Here is a 24,053-nt window from a genome sequence, read left to right as displayed (position 1 = left end):
AAGAACTGAGGAAAGCGCAATGACTGACAAACCTGGTTACCGTCGCCCACAGGCGGGCACTCAGCCGGAATACCTGCACCCTCCTTATCAATCCACCAACCTTCGCTCGCCGTCCAAGCCGTTGGTGTTTTTGCCTCATTCGCTGTCGGAAATCACCGGCCCGACCATCGGCGCCGAGCGCATCCAGGAAAAGGACAATGACCTCACCGCGCAGCATCAGGGCGAACCACTGGGTGAGCGCATCATCATCCACGGCCGTGTGCTGGATGAAAACGGTCTGCCGGTGCCGGGAATTCTGGTGGAGATCTGGCAGGCCAATGCCGCCGGTCGCTACAACCATGCGCGCGACCTGCACGACGCGCCGCTGGACCCGAACTTCAGCGGCACCGGTCGCACCATGACCGACGCCGATGGCTGGTATCAATTCCAGACCATCAAGCCCGGTGCTTATCCGTGGGGTAACCACCACAACGCCTGGCGCCCGGCGCACATCCATTTCTCACTGTTCGGGCCGAGTATTCTGACGCGCCTGGTGACCCAGATGTATTTCCCGGGCGACCCGTTGCTGGCCTACGACCCGATCTACAACTGCGTGCCCGATACCAGCGCCAAAGAGCGCCTGATCGCCAGTTTCGACCTGGAAAAAACCATTCCTTCCTACGCCCTCGGTTATCGCTGGGACATCGTTTTGCGCGGCCGCGACGCCACGCCGATGGAGAAATAAGATGACGCTGACTGCGACCACGTCCCACACCGTCGGGCCGTATTACCACATTGGCCTGACCTGGCTGAACCGCGAAGACCTGACCGTTGCACAGACCCTTGGCGAGCGTGTGGCGATCACCGGGCAAGTCGTCGATGGCAATGGCGACTTCGTCAACGACGCCATGCTCGAAGTCTGGCAGGCCAACGCCGCCGGCAAGTACGACCACCCCGAAGACGATCAGGACAAACCCCTGGACCCGAACTTCGAAGGATTTGGCCGGGTGCCGGTGGATGCACAAGGGCGCTTCCGGTTTACCACGATCAAACCGGGCACAGTGGAAGGCCTGAAGGGCACGACCCAGGCACCGCACCTTGTGGTGCTGGTGTTTGCTCGCGGGTTAGTGAAGCACTTGCTGACGCGGATTTACTTTGATGGCGAACCGGCCAACGTGGCGGACCCGCTGCTGGAATGCGTGCCTGCCGAACGCCGCGGTACCTTGCTGGCGAAGCAGGATGCTGCGGGTGTATATCAGTGGAACGTGATTCTGCAGGGAACGGATGCGGAGACGGTGTTTTTCGATTATTGAGGTCAAGATCAAAAGATCGCAGCCTACGATCTTTTGGCGCATGCAAAACGACCTTTGATCTTTACGCGGGGGCCTGACCGGCCTTCGCCTGCAGGGACTGTTTATGAACCAGCGACCGGGCAATCAATTGTTCGATGCCTACTTCACGGCACGCGACATGCGTGAAGTGTTCTGCGATCAGGGCCGGGTTCAGGCCATGCTTGATTTCGAAGCGGCACTGGCTCGGGCCGAGGCGCGGGTTGGCCTGATTCCGCAGACAGCCGTCGCGTCTATCGAACGCGCCTGCCTCGCTGAACATTACGACTTCGCCGCCCTCGGCGAGGCCATTGCCACGGCGGGGAATTCAGCGATTCCATTGGTCAAGGCACTGGGTAAACAGATCGCCAAGAGCGATGCCGAAGCCGAGCGCTATGTGCATCTGGGGGCGACCAGTCAGGACGTGATGGACACTGGCCTGGTGTTGCAACTGCGCCGCGCGCTGGAATTGATCGAAGTTGATCTGGCACAACTGGGGGAAACCCTCGCGACCCAAGCCTGGCGTTACGTCGCCACGCCGTTGGCCGGACGCACTTGGCTGCAGCACGCGACGCCGGTCACCCTCGGCATGAAAATCGCCGGTTGGTTGGGCGCGGTGACGCGTAGCCGTCAGCGTCTGCAGGAACTCAAGCCCCGGCTGCTGGTGCTGCAATTCGGTGGCGCCTCCGGCACCCTCGCGGCCCTCGGGGAGCAGGCGATGCCGATTGCCGAAGCCTTGGCCGAAGAACTGCAACTGACCTTGCCGGATCAACCTTGGCATACCCAGCGTGATCGTCTGGTGGAGTTCGGCGCGGTGCTTGGATTGATCGCCGGCAGCCTCGGCAAACTCGGCCGCGACATCAGCCTGTTGATGCAGACCGAGGCCGGCGAAGTGTTTGAGCCGTCGGCGCCAGGCAAGGGCGGTTCCTCGACCATGCCGCACAAGCGCAACCCGGTGGGCGCAGCGGTGCTGATCGGCGCGGCGACGCGGGTACCGGGTTTGCTCTCGACCTTGTTCAGCGCGATGCCGCAGGAGCACGAACGCAGCCTGGGTCTGTGGCATGCCGAATGGGAAACCCTGCCGGAGATCTGCTGTTTGGTGTCAGGCAGCCTGCAGCAAGCGCTGTTGGTGGCCGACGGACTGGAAGTGGACGCCGACCGAATGACGCGCAACCTCGACCTGACCCAGGGCCTGGTGCTGGCCGAAGCCGTGAGCATCGTCCTGGCGCAAAGGGTCGGTCGCGACACCGCGCACCATCTGCTGGAGCAATGCTGCAAGCGCTCCGTGGCTGAACAACGTCATCTGCGCGCGGTACTCGGCGACGAGCCGCAAGTGACCGCCGAACTGTCGAACGCCGAACTCGATCGTCTGCTGGACCCCGCCCATTACCTCGGTCAGGCCCATACCTGGGTCGAGCGAGCGGTGGCTGAACATTTTGCGTTGATAGCCTGAAGGAGACTGCCGTGGCATTCGTACAACTCGCCGAGGGCGAACTGCATTACCAACTCGATGGGCCGGTCGATGCGCCGGTATTGGTGCTGTCCAATTCCCTGGGCACCGACCTGCACATGTGGGACGCGCAAATCCCGGCGTTCAGCGAGCATTTTCGCGTGCTGCGTTTCGACACCCGTGGTCACGGCAAATCGTTGGTGACGCCGGGGCCGTACAGCATCGAGCAACTCGGCCGCGACGTGCTGGCGCTGCTGGATGCCTTGCACATCGAGCGCGCGCATTTCTGTGGTCTGTCCATGGGCGGATTGATCGGTCAGTGGCTGGGGATCAATGCCGGTCAGCGATTGAACAAACTGATCGTGTGCAACACTGCGGCGAAAATCGGCGATCCGTCGGTGTGGAATCCACGGATTGAAACCGTACTGCGTGACGGCGCGGCGGCGATGGTCGCGCTGCGCGATGCGTCGATTGCGCGCTGGTTCACTCCGGACTTTTCCGCGGCGCACCCAGACATAGCCAAACGGATCACCGACATGCTCGCGGCCACGTCGCCCGAAGGCTATGCGGCCAATTGCGCAGCGGTACGCGATGCCGATTTCCGCGATCAGTTGTCCTCGATTCAGGTGCCGCTGCTGGTAATTGCCGGTACTGAAGACGCGGTGACGCCGCCGTCCGGCGGGCATTTCATTCAGGAACATGTGCGTGGCGCCGAGTACGCCGAGTTCTACGCCGCACATCTGTCCAACGTCCAGGCCGGCGCTGCGTTCAGCGACCGAGTAGTGGCGTTTTTGTCAGCTCATTGAGGGGATTGTTGTGGACGAGAAACAACGTTACGACGAGGGCCTGAGCGTTCGCCGCGCAGTACTTGGCGACGCTCATGTCGACCGCAGCCTGAACGCGCTGACCGAGTTCAACTCGGAGTTCCAGGAGATGATCACCCGCCACGCCTGGGGCGACATCTGGACCCGCCCGGGCCTGCCGCGCCACACCCGCAGCCTGATTACCCTCGCCATGCTGATCGGCATGAACCGCAACGAAGAACTCAAACTGCACCTGCGCGCCGCCGCCAACAACGGCGTGACCCGCGGCGAGATCAAGGAAGTGATCATGCAGAGCGCGATCTACTGCGGCATCCCGGCGGCCAACGCGACCTTTCACCTGGCCGAGTCGGTGTGGGATGAATTGGGGGTTGAGTCGCGGGAGTGATCCGCAAAAGTTGTGTTGCCTGAGCTGACGCCTTCGCGGGCAGCCTCGCTCCTACAGGGATTGTGTGATCGACACATACCTGTAGGAGCGAGGCTGCCCGCGAAGGCGTCCGAGAGCCTTACAACAGACTGATCGGATAGCTGACGATCAACCGATTCTCGTCGAACTCGTTGTTGCTGAAGTCGCGGCGGATGGTCGAGTTGCGCCATTTGACGTTGAGGTTTTTCAGCGTGCCGCTCTGCACGGTGTAGCCCAGTTCGCTTTCGCGGCCCCATTCCTTGCCGTCGCTGGTGGTTGCGGTGTGTACGTTGTCGCCGCTGATGTAGCGGTTCATCAACGTCAGGCCCGGCACGCCAAGGGCGGCAAAGTTGTAGTCGTGGCGCAGTTGCCAGGATTTTTCCTTGGCGTTGTCATAGCTGGCGTTGTAACTATCGTTGGCCAGCGTACCGCCGCTGGTGCCGTTGACGCGCATCCAGGCGCTGTCGCCGGTGAGTTTTTGCAGGCCGACATAGAAGGTGTTGCCGCCATATTTGGCCGAGAACAGGCCCGACCAGGTCTTGTTGTCCAGCTCGCCCGCCCGGGCACTGCCGTCATCCTTGCCGTAGAAGAACCCCAGGTTGGCGCCGAGCGTCCAGTCGCCCAGCGGTTGGGTGTGGATCAGGTTGACGTATTGCTGGCTGTAGATGTCCTTGAGTTCAGCGTTCCACAGGCCGATCTGCGTGCGCTTGTCGTTGAAGGCATATTCGCCGCCCTGGAAGTTGAAGCGGTCTGAGGTGAACGCCGTTTTGCCGGTCATCGACATGTCGTTCATGCTGCTGTCGTCGCGCGGGCTGTTGGCGCGGAACTGGCCGCCGTAGAGCGTCAGGCCGTCGATTTCCTTCGAGGTGATCTGGCCACCGCGGAAGGTTTGCGGCAGCGAGCGACCATCGTCCGACCGCAGGATCGGCAGCACGGGCATCCATTCGCCGACCCTCACTTCGGTCTGGGACAGCTTCGCCTTAAACGCCACATTGGTGCGACCGAAGTTGTCCGCCGGGCGCCCATCGTGGTCCAGCGGTAGCAACTGCGTACCGCCGGTGCCTTTGCCGCCGTCGAGCTTGACCGAATACAAACCCAGCACGTCCATGCCGAACCCGACGGTGCCCTGGGTGAACCCGGATTTAGCGTCGAGGATGAAGCTTTGCGTCCACTCTTCAGCCTTGCCCTGGCTCTTGGTCGGGTTGGTGAAATTACGATTGATGTAGAAGTTGCGCAGGTTCAGGTTGACCTTGGCGCCTTCGACAAAACCGGATTCCTCGGCCATGGCGGGCAGAGCCGCGCCGGCCAGTGCCATGGCGATCAGGCTGGGGAAGAAATACAGCGTGGTGGAGGAAGTCATGGGCTCGGGTCTCTCTAATTCTTGGAGGTGAAACAGGGCATTGCCGCAACGTTCGGGTTGCAGACAAAAGATTCGAATTCGGAAAAGCGGGGCGAAGTCAGCCGGACAGGGCAGGGCGCGGGGACATGGTGTCGAACCTGTTGTTATTGGTTTTGTGCGACCGATGGTGAGGGAAATGGACTAAATGGTTCAATCGGGGGATGGCGGGTTCTGGGCGATTATCGAACATAAGATTGATCAGGGTTTTGTGGTGTCGGGAAGATGTGTAGAAACCTATGCCGCGATGGGGTCGGCCCAGACAACAATTTTTCAGGACCAGGATGCAAAAAGCCCCGCCATTCACATGGCGGGGCTTTTGTTTTTCAGCGGTCCGGTACTCAGACCATCTTGTCGCCAACGTGCAGGATTTTCATCCCGTTGGTGCCACCGATGGTGTGGTAACTGTCGCCCTTGGTCAGGATGACCCAATCGCCTTTCTCCACAACGCCCAATTTAAGCAACTCGTCGATCGCGGCCTGGCTGACCTGCTCAGGTGGCAAGGATGCCGGGTCGAACGGAACGGTGTAGACGCCACGGAACATGGACGCGCGGGCCTGGGTTTCGCGGTGCGGGGAGAACGCGTAGATCGGCACCGAGGAACGGATGCGCGACATGATCAACGGCGTGTAGCCACTTTCGGTCAACGCGATGATCGCCTTCACGCCCGGGAAGTGGTTAGCGGTGTACATGGCTGCCAGTGCGATGCTCTGGTCGCAGCTTTCGAAGACCTTGCCGATGCGGTGGCTGGAGGTCTTGCTGGTCGGGTGCTTTTCAGCGCCGATGCAGATGCGCGCCATGGCCTGCACGGCTTCCAGCGGGTACAAACCGGCAGCACTTTCGGCCGAGAGCATCACGGCGTCGGTGTAGTCGAGCACGGCGTTGGCTACGTCGGACACTTCGGCGCGGGTCGGCATCGGGTTCTGGATCATCGACTCCATCATCTGGGTCGCGACGATCACAGCCTTATTGTGGCGGCGTGCGTGCAGAATGATTTTCTTCTGAATGCCCACCAGCTCGGCGTCGCCGATTTCCACACCCAGGTCACCACGGGCAACCATTACCGCGTCGGAGGCTTTGATCAGGCCGTCGAGGGTTTCGTCGTCGGCCACGGCTTCGGCGCGTTCGATCTTCGCCACCAGCCAGGCAGTACCGCCGGCTTCGTCGCGCAGTTGACGGGCGTATTCCATGTCGGCGGCGTCACGCGGGAAGGACACCGCGAGGTAGTCGACTTCCATTTCGGCCGCGAGCTTGATGTCGGCCTTGTCTTTCTCGGTCAGGGCCGGTGCGGTCAGGCCGCCACCGCGACGGTTGATGCCTTTGTGGTCCGACAGTGGGCCGCCGATGGTCACGGTGCAGTGCAACTCGGTGGCGGTGGCGGTATCGACGCGCATTACCACGCGGCCGTCGTCGAGCAACAGCTCGTCGCCCACGCCACAGTCTTTCACCAGGTCCGGGTAGTCGATGCCGACCACTTGCTGGTTGCCTTCGGTCAACGGATGGCTGGTAGAGAAGGTGAATTGATCACCGATCTTCAGCTCGATCTTCTTGTTGGCGAATTTGGCGATACGAATTTTCGGGCCTTGCAGGTCACCCAGCAGGGCGACGAAGCGGCCGTGCTTGGCAGCGAGGTCACGCACCAGCTTCGCGCGAGCCTTGTGCTCGTCGGGGGTGCCGTGGGAGAAGTTCAGACGGGCGACGTCCAGGCCAGCCAGAATCAACTGTTCGAGAACTTCCGGCGAGTTACTGGCCGGGCCAAGGGTAGCGACGATTTTGGTACGACGGACGGACATGCAAAGACTCCTGAGTTCAAGCGCTAGCAGAGGCTACTATGGTCTTTGGGTGTAGTCATTGTTCGTTTGCACTACTTTTTGTGAAGAACTTGGTTATTGCTTTCTTTCTTTATTGAACGGTACAGCTTGGTGCAAATGCTCCTGAAGATTTCTGGCCACGAGTCGATACAGAACTCAAGACAGGAGATCCCCCATGCGATTCGTGCTCATTGCCATCCTTGCCCTCAGTGTTGTGGGCTGCACCCGTTGGTCGATGGACCACCATTTGAATAACGCCTACAGCGCCTATGAGCGCGGCAACTGCGAGCAGGTGATGCTCGAACTGTCCAAGGTCGAGCGCGCCAGTCGCGCGCGGCCTTATGTGTGGCCGGAAGTCTCGATGATGCGCGGCCAGTGCCTGGAACGGCAGAAAATGTTCATCGACGCGGTCCAGACTTACCAGTTCATCATCGCCTCGTACCCGCAGAGCGAATACGCCTACCGCGCTCGTGCCCGCCTGGAAACCTTGCAGAGCCTGGGGCATTACCCGACCCGCAGCGCGGCGGTCGTGAGCCCGACCCGATTCTGATTGAAGGGTATTCAAAGGCTGGCTGACCGGCGGCTGTGAGCTATAGTCGAGTAAATCGGTTTAGAGCCTTGTTTCTAATTCGAGGTAACACCTGTGATCGGCAGCAGTAAGTGACAGCGGCTGGATGGACTGTCGCACCGGGATCGGGGAGAGCGCGGCTTATGCTTATAAAGCAATTGAGCAGGCCCGTTCCGAAGCATTGGTGCGGCCCTGCTTAAGGGCCTTGCGTAGCGAAATCAGCATGTTCACTGACCGCCGGATTGAGCGGCATCAACTGCCGTATTTTCTCAAAGTGTTCAACAGCGTCACCGACAAGCCCATTGGCTTTCTGGGCAATCTGTCCGAGGACGGGTTGATGCTGATCAGCCAGTTGCCGATGATGGTGGGCGCCGATTTTGACCTGCGCCTGAAAATTCCCATGGACGGCAATTGTCAGCAGGTGATCGACCTCAACGCCTCTTGTCTGTGGTGTCACGAGGACGCAACCCCCCACCACTATGACGCCGGCTTCAGTCTGCAACGGGCACCGCCGGAGTATGGGCAATTGCTGGTGGCGTTACAGCAGTACTTCAGCTTTCAGCCGTTGCCGGCCTCTGCCTGAACACACCGATTTTTTGTAGGAGCCGAGCTTGCTGGCGAAGGCGCTTTCGAAGCCGCCTTCGCCAGCAAGCTCGGCTCCTACAGGTTGCTGTTATGTCGGCTTAATCACCCGCTCGCAATCCTGCGTGCTGTCACATTGCGCCTGCTTTTTTCCAATGCAGATATTGTGTTAGTAGCTGCGCACCCAACTGTTGAGGCCGGACATTCAGCACTAGTATTCCATTGGCGCACAATCGCTCATGGAGTTCGTCCCGTGCATTCAAATATTCCACCGTCCCACAATAAGCCAGTGCGTCCGTCAAGGTCTGCACCTGCCCATGCCGCAGGCTGTCGAGCCTCTCTTCGCACAGGCTCGCCACTAACACGCGGTGCTGTTGGCCTAAACGCTTGACGGCGGTAAGCAGTTCTTCATCGTCCTCATCCCGCAGGTTGGTCACCAGCACCACCAGCGCCCGGCGCTTTTGCCGGGCGAGCAATTGGTTGGCAACGGTCTGGTAGTCAGCAGGGCGTTGACTGCTGTCCAGGTCGTAGACGGTGTTGAGCAGTACATTGAGCTGGCCGTTGCCTTTGGCCGGGGCGAGGTAGCGGGGCTGGTCGCTGGCGAAGGTGCTCAGGCCGACGGCATCGCCTTGTCGTAACGCGGTGTAGGCGAGCAGCAGACAGGCGTTCAATGCATGATCGAAGTGGGACAGTTCGCCGTCCTGGCTGCGCATGCGTCGGCCGCAGTCGAGCAGGAAAATGATCTGCTGGTCGCGCTCGTCTCCGTACTCCCGGGCGATGGGGGTGCGATGGCGGGCGGTGGCTTTCCAGTCGATCTGGCGCAGACTGTCGCCTTCGCGAAATTCGCGCAATTGATGGAATTCCTGCCCCTGGCCGCGACGTTGACGCTGGCGTACGCCGAGCTGGCTCAGCCAGTTGTCCACCGCCAGCAGTTGTCCGCTGTGAAGACGGGCGAAGTCGGGGTAGACGCGGGTGTGATCAACCCTGTGCAGCAGGCGTTTGTCGCACCACAGGCCCATGGGGCTTGGCAGGTGGAATTCGCAGTGTTCGAAGGTGAAGTGCCCGCGCTTTAGCGGGCGCAACCGATAGCCGATCAGGCTTTGCTGGCCGGGTTGCAGTTCGACGGACAATGGAAGGTGTTCGAAGTCCAGGCCGTGCGGCACATGGTCGAAGATGTGTACGTTCAGTGGTTGAGCACAATCGTGCTCGACCTCCAGTCGCACTTCACTCCATCGACCGAGCGCCAGGCTGCCGGGCATTTGCCGCTGGACGCGGGGCGAGGGCAGGCGTTTGAGGCGGATGGCATCGAGTATCGCCAAGGCCAGCAGCGCTAACAGCAATCCCCAGTTGATTGACAAAAGGCTCGATGGAACCTCGATGTCCAGTGCCCGCAATGCGCCCAGCACGATGCCGATGGCCAACAGCATTGCGAGCCAGATCAGCAGCAGGCGCGAGGGTTTCATCGGCGCATACCTTTTGTGGCAAAAGAGCTTTTTGAGGCGAGGGAGCTTGCTCCCGCTCGACTGCGCAGCAGTCGTAAAACAGGTGGGTGCGGTTTGCCTGACATTGCGCGTCGCCTGGTTTTGAGGCTGCTTCGCAACCCAACGGGAGCAAGCCCCCTCGCCACAGGATTGGTCTGCATGACCGTGTTCACAGGCGCGGCGCCGGGACTTGATCGAGCAGTTGCTTGAGCACCTGATCGACTTCCAGCCCTTCGATGTCAAGCTCCGGGGCAATTCGCACACGGTGACGCAGAACGGCCAGCGCGCAGCCTTTGATGTCATCGGGAATCACAAACTCACCCCCGCGCAACAAGGCCCGGGCGCGGGCGCAACGTACCAATGCAATGGAGGCGCGTGGCCCGGCACCGAGGGTCAACCCTGGCCAGGTCCGGGTGGTGCGGGCCAGGCGCACGGCGTAATCGAGTACCTGATCGTCCATTGGCAGATCACTGGCAATGCGCTGCAAGGCCAGCACGTCCTTGGCTTGCAACACGGTGCGCAACGGTTGCACATCAAGCATGTCGGCCCGGGTCGAGCGGCTGACCTGGCGCACCATGTTCAATTCCTGATCGGCATCGGGGTAGTCCATGCGCACCTTGAGCATGAAACGGTCGAGTTCAGCTTCCGGCAAAGGATAAGTGCCTTCCTGTTCGATGGGGTTTTGCGTGGCGAGCACCATGAACGGTTGCGCGATGGGCAGGGCACGGCCTTCAAGAGTGACTTGGCGTTCCTGCATGGCTTCGAGCAGCGCTGCCTGGGTTTTCGCTGGGGCACGGTTGATCTCATCGGCGAGCAGCAGGTTGGTGAACAATGGGCCTTTGCGCAGTTTGAATTGCTCGGTCTGCAGGTCGTACACCGCGTGCCCGGTGACATCGCTGGGCATCAGGTCCGGGGTGAACTGGATGCGTGCGAATTCACCGCCGAAGCAGCGAGCGAGGGCGCGCACCAACAACGTCTTGCCCAGCCCCGGCACGCCTTCGAGCAGCACATGGCCGCCAGCGATCAGGGCGGTGAGCACATCGTCGATCACGCTGTTCTGGCCGATTACGGCTTTCTGCAATTCCGTCCGTATCGCTTGGGCCAACTGGCTGGCGCGCTGGCGCTGCTGGGCGGCGTGGGGCTGTGTGCCGGGCTCGAACTGTTCACTCATAAGGCGTTCCTCAAGGTTTGCAGGTGGGCGACCTGACGGCTGAATTCAGCGCTGGACAGCCGCTGCTTCGGTCGCGGGCTCATGGCCTGGCTGATGGTGCGTGTGGGTTGGCCAGTCAGGCGTGCGAGCACCAGCCATTGTTCGGCAACGCCGAGTTGTTCAAAACCGGGATGACGGTGACGGACACGACGCAGGATGTCTTGTTGCAGGGCTTGCAACAGGCTGTGCTGACCATTGTGACGGAGCATGAAATCGGCGCTGGCACGCAGGTGTTCCTGAAGCTGACGGCGCGCTCTTGGCGCCGGCTCCAGCAACGGACCGTTACGCACGCCGACATGCCAGAATCCGAAAACGATCAAGGCGATCAGGGCCACCAAGGCTTGTGGGAAGTAGCGCCACAGCAAGGTCAGCAAGCTGTCGTGATCGGTATTGAACAGCAGGGTCACGTCGGTGTCGGCCGTCAGGTACCACAGCAGCCAGGCGTTGTCGTACTGGTCGATGGCCGGGGTTTTCCAGAGGTCGGCGTCGGTGACCACGGTGATCGAACCCTGCCCGTGACTCAGCTGCATCATGTGCGTGGCTTTGCCACTGTTGGCCCAGGCCTGGACGATGTTTTTCGGATCGTCGAGGTGGAACGCGGTATCGAAGCTGACGTACGCCGGCGCCTCTTCGTTTTCCAGGTAAAGCTTGGTCAATTTGGGGTAGGGGTCGTCGTTGAGATCGGGCGGCGGTTCCTTGAGGTCTTTGCTCAGGGACTGGTGCAGTTGCACCCGATCGAGCAGCAGGTCATTGCTCTGACCGGTCTTCTCATCCCACAGGGCTTCGGCGACGAATAAAAGACGACCACCGGCCCGGGTCCAGTTCAACACCTGATTCACCTGTCGTGGGGACATGTTCGACCGATCGCCGAGTAACAACAAACTGCGCTGATGAGGTTCGAGGGTCGGCAAGATGTCGAGGGTGTTGGCGTGATTGACGGTCAGGCCCTGTTTGCGCAGAAAATGCTCAGCCGCCAGATAGGGGTTGGCCTGGGCTTCGGGGGACGGGCCGTGATCGATTTCTGCCTGATAGGGTATGGCCTTGAAATACAGGTAAACACTCAGCGCGCCCACCAGCAGGGCGATGAGCACACCGACCGAAAGCCATAAACGCCGGTTCAACGGATCGCTCCCGGGCCGAACAGCGTGCGCCAGCCGTCACAGAGTTCTTGTTGCAAATGCGCCGGTGGCAGGCGATGCCCATAGGCCATGTTTTGCCAGTGCCCGGTGAGGTTTTTACTGAAGGCCAGCAAGGCAGGTTGTTGCAGTTGTTCGACGCGCTGAAGCACTTCGCCTTCGGTATCGGCGGGTTTGAGCGCCATGTTGAAGTCGTGCAGCAAGTGGCTGAGCAGGGCGCGATAGAGCAACCCGAGGGCTTCACGGGGATTGCTCTGCCAGAGGCTTTCGGCGCTGGCTGCAATGTCGGCGGGAAGGGTTTCGCGGTTGAGGTCCAGGCCGAACGCCTGCTGCGGTAATGGCTGCACGACTTTGCGATTTGACGTTGGTCGGCGGCTGACAAAGGCCCGCAGCCAGTCGCGGTAACGCCAGATCAACAGCCCAATGGCGCCGATCACCGTGCCCCACAGCAACACTTCGATCACGCTGGCCAATACCCCAAAGCGTTGGCTGTCCAGCAAGCTGAACAGCGCCTTCAGCCACGCCGGTGTTTGATCATCGTCCGCAGTCTCGGAAGCGGGTTTGTCTTCGCCAAAACGATAGCGCGTGACCGTTTCCTTGTTCTTGAACGGTGGTTGTTCGAGGATGGCCTTGATGCTGTCCCGGGAGGCCTGGCTGGTCAAAGGTTGGTCCAGCAGACGCGGACTGTCCGGTGAGATAACCGGTTCGGCGGCCCAGACGCTTTGCACCGTCGGCACCAGCAGGGTTGCGGCCAGCAGTAGTGGGACGACCGCGTTGCTCAATCGTTGTCGCATTCGGCGAAAGACCAGCTCGATATCCCAGGCTTCCAGCTGTGTGCGCCGGTTCAGATAAAGGCTGAAACCGCAGGCCACATAAATCGGTTCCCAGACAATCAGCACCAGAACGTAAAAGGTATTGGTCAGGTGTTCCAGCCAGCGCCAGTCTTGTGTGGCGGCGGTAATCAAGGTCTGCCAGCCCCAGTCGAGTTCGATCTGTTGTGGCAAGAGCAGGTAGAACAACACCATCAAGCCGATCCACAACGCGGCCTCCAGATGCACGCCGATAATCGTCAGCCATTGCGCGGCACCGGCGTTACGCTGCAACAGCACCCGCAAACGTTGTTGGCGTGCTTCTCCCGCCAAGCCTTCGAGTTGCACCACCGGCATCAGAAAACTGCGGCTCAGGCTCAAGCGACGCCAGGTCAGGCTGACCAGCAATTGCGGCATTAGCAGGCGTGGCCATTGGCGCAGGGCCTGTTTCAGCGTGGGCGTTTCGCCGAACATGGCTTTGGACAGGATGTACAGCGGCAGCCGATCGAACGCCGGTTTGAGCCACCAGAACAGGAATACGACAAGGGAGGGCGAATCCCACAGCAGCAAGGTGAGCAGGGCGAAGATCGGCAAGGTCACGATCGCCCAACTGGTCATCAACAGGCGTCGATGGCGCTGACTCAGCAGCACTCCCAGGTCCATGGCTTCCCAGGTCGTGCGTGGACGGATCACCACACTGGCATCACTCAGGCGCATGGCGAGCCCGTCCGGCGAACAGCAGATAAGTCGCCACCAACAACCAGAGCGCCGCGCCGACCAGGTATTTGGTCAGCGGCGCGAGCCCGGTCCGCGACGACCAGTAGGCTTCAATAAACGCTGCAATCAACAGAAACAGCATGACCCCGCATATCAGCAACACGCTCTTGCGCGCCGCCAGTTGCAGGGCTTCGGCGCGGGGCAAACGTCCCGGCGCGATCAACGCCCAGCCCAGTTGCAGGCCAGCGGCACCGGCCAGGGCAATGGCGCTCAGTTCGAAGGCGCCGTGGCCGATCACGAACGACCAGAAGGTTTGCCCGTAGCCGATGTGTGTCAAGTGCCCGGCCACCGCGCCGATCATCAAGCCGTTGTAGAACAGGAAAAACGCGCTGCCCAGGCCAAACAGCAAACCGCTGGCGAAGGTCTGAAAAGCGATGCCGATGTTGTGCATGATGTAATAACCGAACATCACCCAGTCTTCACTGGCCGCCCGTTCTGCCAAGCGCCCCAGATGACCGGCGTCGGGGTCGTACATTCGCTGTACCTGGCTGACCTGCTCGGCGGGGATCAGGTTGTAGACCAGCTCCGGAAACAGATACACCAGCAGCGCGAAACCGATCAGGCTGCCAAAAAAAATCAGGCTGGCGGCAAGCACGAAACGCCACTGCTCACGCACCAGTCGCGGGAAGTCGGCGAGGATGAAACTCAGTACGTTGGCACCCAGTCGACTGCGATGCCGATAAAGTTGTTGATGCCCGCGCAGAACCAGTTGCTGTAATGAGTCGATCAGGAAACTGCTGTAACCGCGCTCCCGAGCCAGGGCCAGGTGTTGGCAGAGGCGTCGATAATCGCTGGGGAAACTGGCGACTCCAGAGGCGCCCTTGTCTCGTTCCAACCGTTCAAGCATGAGTGCAAACTGCTCCCATTCGGCACTGTGGCGACTTTCGAACAGGCTTTGCTTCATGTGGGGCCCAACAGTCCACGGGCGATACCGTTGAGTTCGGTCCTCGCCTGTGACACAGAAACCTGCAACGGTTGCGCGAGTATCGAGGCGAGTTCGTTGGCCCGCGCTTCGGAGAGTTCACCCTGGCGTTCGGCAAACCCGAGGATGGCGCGTTGCTCGGTCAGCGTCAGCGCGAAGGCTGCACGCCGCGGCGGGACATCAGGCAGTTGGGGACGGGTGAGCGATTGTTCACGGTAGATCACCAGTGTACCGGCGGTCAGGTCGCCGAGGCGTTTGAAGGAGGGATGTTGCAGGCAGCTGATCGCCCCGAGAAAGTAGCCGAACGGCAACATGTCGACAAATCGCAGCAGGTTGCGCAGCAAGGACGCGGACCAGCCGATCGGCGTGCCATCGTCCTGCACCACGCGCAACCCCATCCATTGCTTGCCCGGCGAGCGGCCCTGATTGAGCACCTCGAACAGCACCATGTACCACCAGCTCACCACGAACAGCAGAATCGAGCCAAGCCCTGCACCGAGTTTTCCGAGAAACGCCAACACAATAAACAGCAGGCCCAGAATCACCCCGCGCAGGCCCAGGTCGATGGCGAACGCCAGCGCACGTACCATCAACCCGGCCGGGCGCAGCGGCAAGTCGATGCCTTCGGGCGTTTCGACGTGATACCGCGTGTCCAGTGGCGGGGCCAGCGTTGCGTTCCTTTGCAGTGCTGTGATCTCGGGCATGGGCAACCTTGATGTGGCCTGGTCCGTCGGATGCTAGCAGCCTCTCGGGGGAAAACGACATAACTATGTATTGCACAGTGCGTGGTCAGAGATGTTTGAATAACAAGATTGCTGGTCGGGGCGCCGTGTGTGTGCCTAGACTTCGCCGTCTTCAGTTCAGGAACAACCCGTGACCTCGATCTTCTGGTACGACTATGAAACCACTGGCATCAACCCCCGTTGCGACCGTCCGCTGCAAGTGGCGGGGATTCGCACCGACTTCGATCTCAATGAAATAGACGAACCGGTCAACCTTTATTGCCAGCCCAGTGACGACATCCTGCCGCATCCGGCGGCGTGCGCGATCACCGGTATTACGCCCGGTTGTCTGGCCGAGCAAGGTTTGAGTGAAGCCGATTTCATGACGCGGGTTCATGCCCAGCTCGCGGCGCCCGGCACCTGTGGGGCGGGATACAACACGCTGCGTTTCGATGATGAGATGACCCGTTACAGCCTGTATCGAAACTTTTTCGACCCCTACGCACGGGAGTGGCAGGGTGGCAACAGCCGCTGGGACCTGATTGATGTGGTGCGCGCTGCTTATGCCTTGCGCCCCGATGGCCTCGTCTGGCCCAAGGACGACGAAGGGCGAGTCACGCTCAAACTCGAACGTCTGACCGCCGCCAATGGCATCGATCACGGGCATGCACACGAGGCGCTGTCGGACGTTCGCGCCACCATCGCCCTGGCGCGTCTGATTCGGGAAAAACAGCCGAAGTTGTATGAGTGGTTGTTTCAATTGCGCAGCAAACAAAAGGTCATGGATCAAATTCGGCTGTTGCAGCCGATGGTGCATATTTCCGGGCGCTTTTCGGCGGCCCGCAACTATGTGGGCGTGGTGCTGCCATTGGCTTGGCATCCACGTAATCGCAACGCGCTGATTGTCTGTGACTTGCACCTGGACCCTCAGGGGCTGCTCGATCTGGATGCCGAAACCTTGCGTCAGCGGCTTTATACCCGCCGCGATGACTTGGCCGAAGGCGAACTGCCGGTGCCGCTCAAGCTCATACACATCAACAAGTGCCCGGTAGTGGCGCCGTTGTCGGTACTTCGTCCTCTAGATCAGCAACGTTTGGGGCTGGATATGGCGCTTTATCAGCAACGGGCGCTGCGGCTAAGTGACGCACAACAAGTTTGGCGAGATAAAGTATTGGGGATTTACGCCAGCGACGATTTCTCTCCGAGCCTGGACCCCGAGCAACAGTTATACGACGGTTTTATTGGTGATCGGGACCGGCGTCTATGTGAGCAAGTCAGAATCGCCGACCCTGCGCAATTAGCACAAGAACAGTGGCCTTTCGATGATGAACGTTTGCCTGAATTGTTGTTTCGTTATCGCGCACGCAACTTTCCCGATACGTTGAGCTTCGAAGAGCAAGAGCGCTGGCGAATTTTCTGTCAGCAACGTTTGACTGCGCCGGAGTGGGGCGCGCCAAATACGCTGGAAAGTTTTCTGAAGGAAGCCGCGCAATTGACGATAAATGCTACATCGTTTCAGCGAGAGGTCCTGGATGAATGGCAGAATCATGTCCAGGTATTACGCAATCGTTTGAATCTTTGAAAACGAAAATGATCTTCACTTGAATTCCGGGCATAAAAAAACGCCAGCATTTGCTGGCGTTCTTCAGGTCGCGGATCAGTCCACGACAAGCTTGCGGCTTAGCCCAGCAGGGTAGCCCAGCCTTCAACCACGTCACCGCCCCACTTGGCTTTCCACTCTTTCAGAGTCTTGTGATTGCCACCTTTGGTTTCGATGACTTCGCCGTTGTGCGGGTTTTTGTATTGTTTAACTTTGCGGGCACGCTTGGTGCCAGTAGTTTTTACTGCGCCGCCACGTGGAGCCTTGGTTTTGGACTCTGGATCCAACAGCGCGATGATGTCGCGCAGGGATTTGGAGTATTCGCCCATCAGGGTGCGCAGTTTGCCTTCGAATTCCAGCTCGGTTTGCAGTTTGTCGTCTTGGGACAGGTTCTTCAAACGGGCTTGCAGCTCTTTGATAGCTTCTTCGGTGGCGCGATATTCGTTGATCAAGGACATGAGGACTACCTTATGTTGGGCGCTGGATGACAGGGTGACAGTGCGGCAATAATAGTCAGGGTGTTTCATCAAGTAAACATTTAACCGGAGTTTTATTTAAATTAGTTCGGAATAGGCACACATTGGAGTGACAGTTAAATAGCGTCACAAATATTCACAGTTGACCTGTTGAAGACTGGCTACAAGAGCACCATCGCATTGACGAATGGCGCTGCCGGAACCTGTGCCTCGGGCCGTGATGCAAGGCCACACGTCATCAATACTGCAGTTTTGCTGCGTAATCGCTAGAATGGCGGCCTTTGCGAAGTTCTGGAGTTTCCCCCTCATGCGCACTTTTCGGCTGGTGATTGCTTGCCCGGACCGCGTCGGCATCGTTGCTAAAGTCAGTAACTTTCTGGCGTCCCATAACGGCTGGATCACTGAAGCGAGCCATCACTCGGACAATCTCAGTGGCTGGTTCTTCATGCGTCACGAAATTCGTGCCGATTCGCTGCCTTTCGGTATCGAAGCCTTTCGCGAAGCGTTTGCACCGATTGCCGAAGAGTTCTCGATGGACTGGCGTATCACCGACACCGAGCAGAAGAAACGCGTGGTGTTGATGGCCAGCCGTGAATCCCACTGCCTGGCCGACTTGCTACACCGCTGGCACAGCGACGAACTGGACTGTGAAATCGCCTGCGTGATTTCCAACCATGATGATTTGCGCAGCATGGTCGAGTGGCACGGTATTCCTTATTACCATGTCCCGGTCAACCCACAGAACAAGGAGCCGGCCTTCGCCGAAGTCTCGCGTCTGGTCAAACAGCACGAGGCTGAAGTAGTAGTGCTTGCCCGTTACATGCAGATTCTGCCGCCCGAGCTGTGCAGCGAATATGCCCATAAAGTCATCAACATTCACCATAGCTTCCTGCCGTCGTTCGTTGGGGCCAAGCCATATCATCAGGCTTCGATGCGCGGTGTGAAGTTGATCGGTGCCACTTGCCACTACGTGACCGAAGAGCTGGATGCCGGCCCGATCATCGAGCAGGACGTAGTGCGCGTCAGCCACAGCGACAGCATCGAAGACATGGTGCGCTTCGGCCGTGACGTCGAGAAAATGGTGCTGGCCCGTGGTCTGCGTTATCACCTGGAAGACCGGGTGTTGGTGCATGGCAATAAAACCGTGGTGTTCTGATGCTCCGTGGATCGTTCCCACGCTCCGCGTAGGGATGCATCCTGGGACGCTTTGCGTCACCTCCCGACAGCAGACGCGGAGCGTCGAGGGGCTGCATTCCCACGCAGAGCGTGGGAATGATCCAGGTGAAGAGAGAACATGACCATGGCCGATCCATTGGACAAAGCCACTTCCAAAGCACCCGCCACAGTGGGTGAGGGCTGTTTGAGTCGTTATGATCCGGATGACCTGAGCCCCGAAGACGGCACGGAGTTTCCCGGTGCCGCCGAGTTGTGGGAGCAGTTGCAGGACTGTGGCGAGGGGGCTTGTCGCGAGATCAGCACGCAGGGTATACCTGAAAGAATGCCGGGGGCCGCTTCGCAGCCCAACGGGGGCAAGCCCCCTCGCCACAGGGGATCTTTTAAGCCTGCTTGAGCTTCATCAACTTTCTGAGCAAGGGTCGCCCGAGCATCAGCAAAAACACCGGGCCACCGACCACCAGATAGAAGTAATAGGTCACTGTCCGCCAGATCAGAATCGCCGCCGCCGCGGTGGATTTCCCGACCATGGGCGCCAGCAGCGCCGCCGACGTCAATTCCGCCGCCCCGGCCCCGCCCGGCAACAGGCTGAACTGCCCGGCACTCAGCGACAGCATCTGGATCAGAAAGCACCAGGCCCACTGCAAATCCACGCCAAGCCCACGCAACGCCAGATACAGCACGCTATACCGCAAGAGCCAATGCAGGCAGGTCAGTGCAAACACCGTGACCAGCGTCTGAAAGGGCAACTTCAGTGTGTCAGTGAACGCCGCCAGGAAGTGCAAGAGCTTTCGCGCCCAGCGCATCCGGGTGGTGCCTTTGACATTGAGGCGAGCGAGCAACCGACCACTCAGACGAATCAGCGCGCGGTGGTAGCGCGCCGCTAATACGCAACTGAAGAGCCCGCCGAACATCGAGATGGCGCTGACGGTCAGCAGCCATTCCATGCGCTGACTGAGGTGCTGGAACAGTGCATAAATCAGAATCCCGCTTAGCGCGCAGAGAAAAAACAGCAGATCGCTCAACTGGTCCATGGCGAACACGGCACTGCCCCTGGCCGGCCGCACGCCATGACGTGCCAGCAACGCCATGATGGTCAACGGTCCGCCACTGCCGCCGGGGGTGGCGCAATAGGCGAATTCGGCGGACATCACCACCCCAAGGCTTTTGAAACGACTTACCTTGCCGCGCTGATCCCCCAGCAACAGGCGCAAGCGCAGGGTGTTGAGTATCCAGCAGAGCAGGATCATGCCGAACATGATCAGCAGCCACTTCAATGGAAAGCTTTGCAACCGCGACCATGTCTCTCCGCCGCCCAGCAACGACGGGATGAGCACCGCAGCGAGCAGGGCGACGACCAGCAGAATCCCGCGGCTCATGCGGCGCGACCGACTGGCGCGCGTTGCTGTGCCAGCCAGTTGGCCTTGGTCATCGGTACACGACCCTCGTCGAGCAAGCGCTTGAGGGTTTGCAGCCAGTAGTGATACGAGAACTCATGGCGCATGTCCACCGGATGCAGGCCGAGACGAATCACCGGCGCCTGGCGCCAGCGTTGTTCGCGTTGATCGCTGACGATTTTCGACAGACCCCGACGCCAGGCGCTGCGCGCGCTCCAGACCAGGCACGGAGCATCTATCGCGGTGAAATCCGGCAATCGATACAGATGTTGCGAGTCGCTGGTGTAGCGCAGCGGTACCTGACGCAAGGCTTGGCGGGTGCCTTCGCTCATCAGCCAGGCCGGAGCGACGAAACCTTCCAATGGCCAGCTGTAACGGTGGAACACCTCTATTCCGGCGCGCAGGCGGGTGAGGGCGGCTTCCTGTGACAGGTCGTAGAACTCGCCTTCATGGGTGTAGACTCGACGCATGAACCAGTCTCGGGGAGTGATAGGGATTGGTCCTTCATCGCAATGGAAGTAACCGTGCAGTGCCAGTTCGTCGCCGCGAGCGACGCGGCGGGTCAGCAAACGTCGAAACGCCGGATACGCGTCCAGATCGTTATGCTTGTGGAAATTTGGTACTACCAGCCAGGTTATAGGCACCTCACCCAGCGCGTCGACGGCTTCGACGAAGGTTTGGTAATCGGGCCAGGTTTGCGGCGCAACGTCGTGCAATACCAGTAACAGGCTGGGCGCGTTCATGGGCTCAACCATTGGCGGTCAGTGGCCATTGAGTGCCGAGTACGGCGTGATAGTGCCCCAGCAGGCTGTCGACCACGATGTCCCAGGCGTAATGCTGTTCGACATGGCTGCGGGCTTGTTTGCCCAGTGCGGCGCTGCCCTGACTGAACAGTTCGCGTACAGCATTAGCCATCGCTGCTGGATTGTTCGGCGCGCAAAGCAGGCCGCATTGATCGGTGACAATTTCCTGAAAAGCCCCGGCCGCCACGGCCACCACCGGAATGCCACTGGCCATGGCTTCGAGGATCACCAGGCCAAAGGTTTCCTGATCACCGGCATGCACCAGCGCATCGGCACTGGCCATCAAGCGCGCGACTTGCGCCGCCGGGTAGAACTCATCGAGGACGGTGACATTGCGCGGTACCAGGGTCGGCATCGACGAGCCCACCAGTAACAGGTGATAGCGACGACCCAGGCGTTTCATGCATTTGAGCAGCACCGGCAGGTTTTTTTCCTTGGACCCACGGCCGGCGAAGATCAGCAGATGAGTGTTTTCATCGATGCCCAATTCAGCCCGCAAACCTGGATCCCGTTTACTGGGGTTGAACGTTTGCAGGTCGACGCCCAGCGGTTGTACGAAAACGTTCTTCACGCCCAACCCGATCAGTTTATCGGCCATGATTTGACTCGGCGCCAGAACCCGATCGAAGTTGCCATAGAGTTTGCTGACATAAGCTTCGACATTGGGTGTAACCCAGTTGCCCATGCGATTGCTGACCAACAGCGGCAGGTCCGAATGATAAAAGCCGATCACCGGCACATCGAGTTGGCGCTTGGCATCCAATGCCGCCCAGGCAGTCAGGTATGGGTCGCCGACTTCGATCAGATCGGGCTGTAAATCCTGCAGGACATTGCGCCAGGGCGCGAGACGGAGGGGAAAGCGATAACCCTTGCCAAAGGGCAGGGCAGGGGCCGGAACCGTGTAAATGCCATCCTGTTCACTCAAATGCGCCCCAGGGATCAGCAAACTGTGACGAATGCCTGGCTTATTGCTCAGGCGGCGGTGTTTGGCATCCAGATAAGTGCGCACGCCACCGCTGGCAGGGGCGTAGAACATGGTTATGTCAGCGATATGCACGATGAACATCCCTCCGGTCCGTTTGTTCCCCTTGGTTGACCTATATGAAGGATAGATGTTCGATTGGGGTTTTGCGGCGGAGGGTGTCAGCGGGGTTTTGTGGGGTTTTGCAAACCGCCTTCGCGGGCAAGCCTCGCTCCTACAGGTATTGGCGCATCATTTTGAACTGCGCATAACCTGTAGGAGCGAGGCTTGCCCGCGAAGGGGCCCGCAAGAGCGTATTAAATCCGGAAACTGCCCACCAATTGCTTCAATCGCGAAGCCTGTTGCTCAAGGTCCGAGCACGCACGCAACGTCGATTGCAGGTTTTCCACGCCTTCCTGGTTCAACGTGTTGATCTCGGTGATATCCACGTTGATCGACTCAACCACCGCCGTCTGTTCCTCGGTCGCTGTGGCCACCGACTGGTTCATGCCGTCGATTTCTCCGATGCGCAACGTCACGCTGTTCAGGCGCTCGCCGGCCAGGTTGGCGATTTCCACACTGTCCTGGCTGTGGCGCTGGCTGTCGCTCATGGTGCTGACCGATTCGCGGGCTCCGACTTGCAACTCCTCGATCATGGTCTGCACCTGTTGCGCTGACTCTTGCGTACGGTGCGCCAGGTTGCGCACCTCGTCGGCCACCACGGCAAAACCGCGCCCGGCTTCACCGGCCCGCGCCGCTTCAATGGCCGCGTTCAGCGCCAGCAGGTTGGTTTGCTGGGAGATGCTGGTGATCACTTCGAGAATCTGCCCGATGTTCACGGTTTTGCTGTTCAGCGATTCGATGTTGGTACTCGAGGCACTGAGCATGCTCGACAGCTGATTCATTGCGGCAATGCTGCGATCCACCACGTGCTGACCGTCTTCGGCCAGGCTGCGCGCGTCGCTGGCCTGACTCGACGCTTGCGCGGCGTTACGGGCGATTTCCTGGGCGGCGGCGCCGAGTTGGTTGATTGCCGCGGCGACGCTGCTGGTGCGCGAGGCTTGCTGGTCTGAATTGAACATCGACGAATTGGAGGCGGCCACCACACGCAGGGCCACTTCGTTGACCTGGCCGGTGGCCGAGGACACTTCGCGGATCGACGTATGAACCCGTTCCACGAAACGGTTGAACGCCGTGCCGAGGATGCCGAATTCGTCCTGATTCTGGATGGTCAGGCGCTTGGTCAGGTCGCCCTCACCGTCGGCGATGTCTTCCATGGCGCGGGTCATGACGTGCAGCGGCTGGATCAGCAAGCGGATCAGCATGCCGAGCAAGGCGATGATGATTGCCACGGCAATCACAGTCGCGACGACCGCCGAGGCGCGGAATTCGCTGAGCATCGAAAAGGCTTTGTCTTTATCCACCGACAGGCCGATGTACCAATTGACCGAGGACAGGCCTTTGATTGGGGTGAACGTGACGATACGGGTCTTGCCGTCGACGTCGATTTCACTGAGTTCGCTGCTGATGCGCGGGGTGTTTTTCGGATACGCCTCGCTCAGGGACTTCATCGCCAAGGCTTTGTCCGGGTGAACCAGAATCTTGCCGTCGGCGCTGATCAGAAAGGCATAACCCGTGCCGTCGAAGTCCAGCGCGTTGAGGCTGTCGGCGATCACCTGCAAACTCAGGTCGCCACCGACTACGCCGATGCTTTGACCGTCCTTGAGCACATTATTGACGATGGAAATGACAAGTTGGCCGGATGCCAGATCGATGTACGGTTCGGTCAGTGCCGAGCCGCCGGTGCTTTGGGCGCTCTTGTACCAAGGCCGGACGCGAGGGTCATAGCCATCGGGCATTTTGCTGTCGGGGCGGATGATGAAGGTGCCATCTTTGTTGCCCAGATAGGCGCCCATGAAGGTCGAGGTCACCGCCTTCTGCTCAAGTAGTTTCGAGACGTTGTCGGTGTCGGCGTTCAGTGCGACGTTCTGTGACAGGTTTTCGATCAGCAGGCTGCGTCCGGTAAGCCAGGTCTGGATATTGTTGGCCGTCACACTGCCCATTTCTTGCAGATAGTTGTCCAGATCCTTGCGTATCGCATTACGCTGCAGATAGTCGTTGTACAGCGTGAACGAGGCAAAGGCAGCAATAACGATGAGGGCGGCGGCAAGCAGTATTTTATGGCTGAAGCGCAGATTTTTATTCATGGCTTGGGGGTCCGCTAAAGTCTTTATGTCCAGGGCGT

Annotated in this window: 22 protein-coding genes and 1 pseudogene; 10 read left to right on the top strand and 13 right to left on the bottom strand. The window is 59.7% G+C overall.

The window, feature by feature from the left end:
- The first annotated feature begins 19 nt into the window (after window positions 1-19).
- The 5 genes from pcaH to pcaC all read left to right on the top strand — a co-directional run bounded on the left by pcaH (window position 20) and on the right by pcaC (window position 3,966).
- Complete coding sequence (pcaH, locus tag CKW20_RS19575; protein WP_095054388.1) at window positions 20-724, top strand: protocatechuate 3,4-dioxygenase subunit beta; 705 nt, start codon at window positions 20-22, stop codon at window positions 722-724.
- A gap of 1 nt (window position 725) precedes the next feature.
- The gene (gene pcaG / locus CKW20_RS19570; protein WP_095054387.1) at window positions 726-1,292 is read left to right on the top strand and encodes a protocatechuate 3,4-dioxygenase subunit alpha; all 567 of its coding nucleotides are present in this window, start codon (window positions 726-728) and stop codon (window positions 1,290-1,292) included.
- A gap of 103 nt (window positions 1,293-1,395) precedes the next feature.
- Window positions 1,396-2,760 (top strand): 3-carboxy-cis,cis-muconate cycloisomerase, encoded by a 1,365-nt coding sequence (locus CKW20_RS19565; protein ID WP_095054386.1) that lies wholly within the window; start codon window positions 1,396-1,398, stop codon window positions 2,758-2,760.
- 11 nt (window positions 2,761-2,771) lie between these two features.
- Window positions 2,772-3,563: a 3-oxoadipate enol-lactonase gene (gene pcaD / locus CKW20_RS19560; protein WP_095054385.1), complete on the top strand. Its 792-nt coding sequence runs from the start codon at window positions 2,772-2,774 to the stop codon at window positions 3,561-3,563.
- Between the two features lie 10 nt (window positions 3,564-3,573).
- Window positions 3,574-3,966, top strand: a complete 393-nt coding sequence (gene pcaC, locus CKW20_RS19555) for a 4-carboxymuconolactone decarboxylase (protein WP_095054384.1) — start codon at window positions 3,574-3,576, stop codon at window positions 3,964-3,966.
- 118 nt (window positions 3,967-4,084) lie between these two features.
- On the opposite strand, the gene CKW20_RS19550 is transcribed toward pcaC, so the two are convergent.
- Window positions 4,085-5,344, bottom strand: coding sequence for an OprD family porin (locus tag CKW20_RS19550; protein ID WP_095054383.1), 1,260 nt, complete (start codon window positions 5,342-5,344; stop codon window positions 4,085-4,087).
- 377 nt (window positions 5,345-5,721) lie between these two features.
- Entirely contained in the window at window positions 5,722-7,173 is a 1,452-nt protein-coding gene (gene pyk, locus CKW20_RS19545; RefSeq protein ID WP_095054382.1) for a pyruvate kinase, read from the bottom strand.
- 193 nt (window positions 7,174-7,366) lie between these two features.
- Here pyk and CKW20_RS19540 point away from each other — a divergent pair, with 193 nt between their 5' ends.
- Window positions 7,367-7,741, top strand: a complete 375-nt coding sequence (locus tag CKW20_RS19540; RefSeq protein ID WP_095054381.1) for a tol-pal system YbgF family protein — start codon at window positions 7,367-7,369, stop codon at window positions 7,739-7,741.
- Window positions 7,742-7,982: 241 nt separating this feature from the next.
- A complete protein-coding gene (locus CKW20_RS19535) occupies window positions 7,983-8,342 on the top strand; it encodes a PilZ domain-containing protein (RefSeq protein ID WP_095054398.1) in 360 nt (119 codons plus the stop codon).
- Between the two features lie 130 nt (window positions 8,343-8,472).
- Here CKW20_RS19535 and CKW20_RS19530 read toward each other — a convergent pair whose 3' ends face one another.
- The 6 genes from CKW20_RS19530 to CKW20_RS19505 all read right to left on the bottom strand — a co-directional run bounded on the left by CKW20_RS19530 (window position 8,473) and on the right by CKW20_RS19505 (window position 15,380).
- A complete protein-coding gene (locus CKW20_RS19530) occupies window positions 8,473-9,804 on the bottom strand; it encodes a DUF58 domain-containing protein (protein WP_095054380.1) in 1,332 nt (443 codons plus the stop codon).
- A gap of 187 nt (window positions 9,805-9,991) precedes the next feature.
- A complete protein-coding gene (locus CKW20_RS19525; RefSeq protein WP_095054379.1) occupies window positions 9,992-10,993 on the bottom strand; it encodes a MoxR family ATPase in 1,002 nt (333 codons plus the stop codon).
- Entirely contained in the window at window positions 10,990-12,153 is a 1,164-nt protein-coding gene (locus CKW20_RS19520) for a DUF4350 domain-containing protein (RefSeq protein ID WP_095054378.1), read from the bottom strand. Before CKW20_RS19520 ends, CKW20_RS19525 begins: the two co-directional genes overlap by 4 nt.
- The gene (locus tag CKW20_RS19515; RefSeq protein ID WP_095054377.1) at window positions 12,150-13,694 is read right to left on the bottom strand and encodes a DUF4129 domain-containing protein; all 1,545 of its coding nucleotides are present in this window, start codon (window positions 13,692-13,694) and stop codon (window positions 12,150-12,152) included. Before CKW20_RS19515 ends, CKW20_RS19520 begins: the two co-directional genes overlap by 4 nt.
- Window positions 13,681-14,658, bottom strand: a complete 978-nt coding sequence (locus CKW20_RS19510) for a stage II sporulation protein M (RefSeq protein ID WP_095054376.1) — start codon at window positions 14,656-14,658, stop codon at window positions 13,681-13,683. Before CKW20_RS19510 ends, CKW20_RS19515 begins: the two co-directional genes overlap by 14 nt.
- Complete coding sequence (locus tag CKW20_RS19505; RefSeq protein ID WP_095054375.1) at window positions 14,655-15,380, bottom strand: RDD family protein; 726 nt, start codon at window positions 15,378-15,380, stop codon at window positions 14,655-14,657. Before CKW20_RS19505 ends, CKW20_RS19510 begins: the two co-directional genes overlap by 4 nt.
- Window positions 15,381-15,549: 169 nt before the next feature.
- Here CKW20_RS19505 and sbcB point away from each other — a divergent pair, with 169 nt between their 5' ends.
- Window positions 15,550-16,980 carry an exodeoxyribonuclease I gene (sbcB, locus tag CKW20_RS19500; RefSeq protein ID WP_095054374.1) on the top strand — a complete coding sequence of 477 codons (1,431 nt, stop codon included), beginning with the start codon at window positions 15,550-15,552 and terminating at the stop codon, window positions 16,978-16,980.
- 98 nt (window positions 16,981-17,078) lie between these two features.
- On the opposite strand, the gene mvaT is transcribed toward sbcB, so the two are convergent.
- Complete coding sequence (gene mvaT, locus CKW20_RS19495) at window positions 17,079-17,456, bottom strand: histone-like nucleoid-structuring protein MvaT (protein WP_007933316.1); 378 nt, start codon at window positions 17,454-17,456, stop codon at window positions 17,079-17,081.
- 325 nt (window positions 17,457-17,781) lie between these two features.
- On the opposite strand from mvaT, the gene purU reads away from it, so the two are divergent.
- Both purU and CKW20_RS30215 read left to right on the top strand, forming a co-directional pair.
- Window positions 17,782-18,630: a formyltetrahydrofolate deformylase gene (gene purU / locus CKW20_RS19485; protein WP_007903852.1), complete on the top strand. Its 849-nt coding sequence runs from the start codon at window positions 17,782-17,784 to the stop codon at window positions 18,628-18,630.
- A gap of 144 nt (window positions 18,631-18,774) precedes the next feature.
- Window positions 18,775-18,930: pseudogene (locus CKW20_RS30215) on the top strand (hypothetical protein); the annotation flags it as partial.
- Between the two features lie 100 nt (window positions 18,931-19,030).
- On the opposite strand, the gene CKW20_RS19475 reads toward CKW20_RS30215, so the two are convergent.
- From CKW20_RS19475 to CKW20_RS19460, 4 genes are all read right to left on the bottom strand, one after another.
- A complete protein-coding gene (locus CKW20_RS19475) occupies window positions 19,031-20,026 on the bottom strand; it encodes a lysylphosphatidylglycerol synthase transmembrane domain-containing protein (protein ID WP_095054371.1) in 996 nt (331 codons plus the stop codon).
- On the bottom strand, window positions 20,023-20,799 hold the full coding sequence (locus CKW20_RS19470) for a DUF2334 domain-containing protein (RefSeq protein WP_095054370.1): 777 nt from the start codon (window positions 20,797-20,799) through the stop codon (window positions 20,023-20,025). The genes CKW20_RS19475 and CKW20_RS19470 overlap by 4 nt, the downstream gene beginning before the upstream one ends.
- Entirely contained in the window at window positions 20,792-21,913 is a 1,122-nt protein-coding gene (locus tag CKW20_RS19465) for a glycosyltransferase family 1 protein (protein WP_095054369.1), read from the bottom strand. Before CKW20_RS19465 ends, CKW20_RS19470 begins: the two co-directional genes overlap by 8 nt.
- 212 nt (window positions 21,914-22,125) lie before the next feature.
- Window positions 22,126-24,015 (bottom strand): methyl-accepting chemotaxis protein, encoded by a 1,890-nt coding sequence (locus CKW20_RS19460; protein ID WP_095054368.1) that lies wholly within the window; start codon window positions 24,013-24,015, stop codon window positions 22,126-22,128.
- Window positions 24,016-24,053 lie beyond the last annotated feature (38 nt).

Origin of the sequence: Pseudomonas sp. Irchel s3b2, assembly GCF_900187445.1 — a bacterium.
Lineage (GTDB): Bacteria > Pseudomonadota > Gammaproteobacteria > Pseudomonadales > Pseudomonadaceae > Aquipseudomonas.
The sequence above is the reverse complement of the archived record's forward strand: the minus strand, read 5'-3'. Positions and strand labels throughout refer to the sequence as shown.

Excerpts from the sequence above, each read along its gene's own strand:
- pcaH (WP_095054388.1), top strand. The coding sequence starts at position 20 with ATGACTGACAAACCTGGTTACCGTCGCCCACAGGCGGGCACTCAGCCG.
- pcaG (WP_095054387.1), top strand. The coding sequence starts at position 726 with ATGACGCTGACTGCGACCACGTCCCACACCGTCGGGCCGTATTACCAC.
- CKW20_RS19565 (WP_095054386.1), top strand. The coding sequence starts at position 1,396 with ATGAACCAGCGACCGGGCAATCAATTGTTCGATGCCTACTTCACGGCA.
- CKW20_RS19550 (WP_095054383.1), bottom strand. The coding sequence starts at position 5,344 with ATGACTTCCTCCACCACGCTGTATTTCTTCCCCAGCCTGATCGCCATG.
- pyk (WP_095054382.1), bottom strand. The coding sequence starts at position 7,173 with ATGTCCGTCCGTCGTACCAAAATCGTCGCTACCCTTGGCCCGGCCAGT.
- CKW20_RS19540 (WP_095054381.1), top strand. The coding sequence starts at position 7,367 with ATGCGATTCGTGCTCATTGCCATCCTTGCCCTCAGTGTTGTGGGCTGC.
- CKW20_RS19535 (WP_095054398.1), top strand. The coding sequence starts at position 7,983 with ATGTTCACTGACCGCCGGATTGAGCGGCATCAACTGCCGTATTTTCTC.
- CKW20_RS19530 (WP_095054380.1), bottom strand. The coding sequence starts at position 9,804 with ATGAAACCCTCGCGCCTGCTGCTGATCTGGCTCGCAATGCTGTTGGCC.
- CKW20_RS19525 (WP_095054379.1), bottom strand. The coding sequence starts at position 10,993 with ATGAGTGAACAGTTCGAGCCCGGCACACAGCCCCACGCCGCCCAGCAG.
- CKW20_RS19515 (WP_095054377.1), bottom strand. The coding sequence starts at position 13,694 with ATGCGCCTGAGTGATGCCAGTGTGGTGATCCGTCCACGCACGACCTGG.
- CKW20_RS19510 (WP_095054376.1), bottom strand. The coding sequence starts at position 14,658 with ATGAAGCAAAGCCTGTTCGAAAGTCGCCACAGTGCCGAATGGGAGCAG.
- CKW20_RS19505 (WP_095054375.1), bottom strand. The coding sequence starts at position 15,380 with ATGCCCGAGATCACAGCACTGCAAAGGAACGCAACGCTGGCCCCGCCA.
- mvaT (WP_007933316.1), bottom strand. The coding sequence starts at position 17,456 with ATGTCCTTGATCAACGAATATCGCGCCACCGAAGAAGCTATCAAAGAG.
- purU (WP_007903852.1), top strand. The coding sequence starts at position 17,782 with ATGCGCACTTTTCGGCTGGTGATTGCTTGCCCGGACCGCGTCGGCATC.
- CKW20_RS19475 (WP_095054371.1), bottom strand. The coding sequence starts at position 20,026 with ATGAGCCGCGGGATTCTGCTGGTCGTCGCCCTGCTCGCTGCGGTGCTC.
- CKW20_RS19470 (WP_095054370.1), bottom strand. The coding sequence starts at position 20,799 with ATGGTTGAGCCCATGAACGCGCCCAGCCTGTTACTGGTATTGCACGAC.
- CKW20_RS19465 (WP_095054369.1), bottom strand. The coding sequence starts at position 21,913 with ATGTTCATCGTGCATATCGCTGACATAACCATGTTCTACGCCCCTGCC.
- CKW20_RS19460 (WP_095054368.1), bottom strand. The coding sequence starts at position 24,015 with ATGAATAAAAATCTGCGCTTCAGCCATAAAATACTGCTTGCCGCCGCC.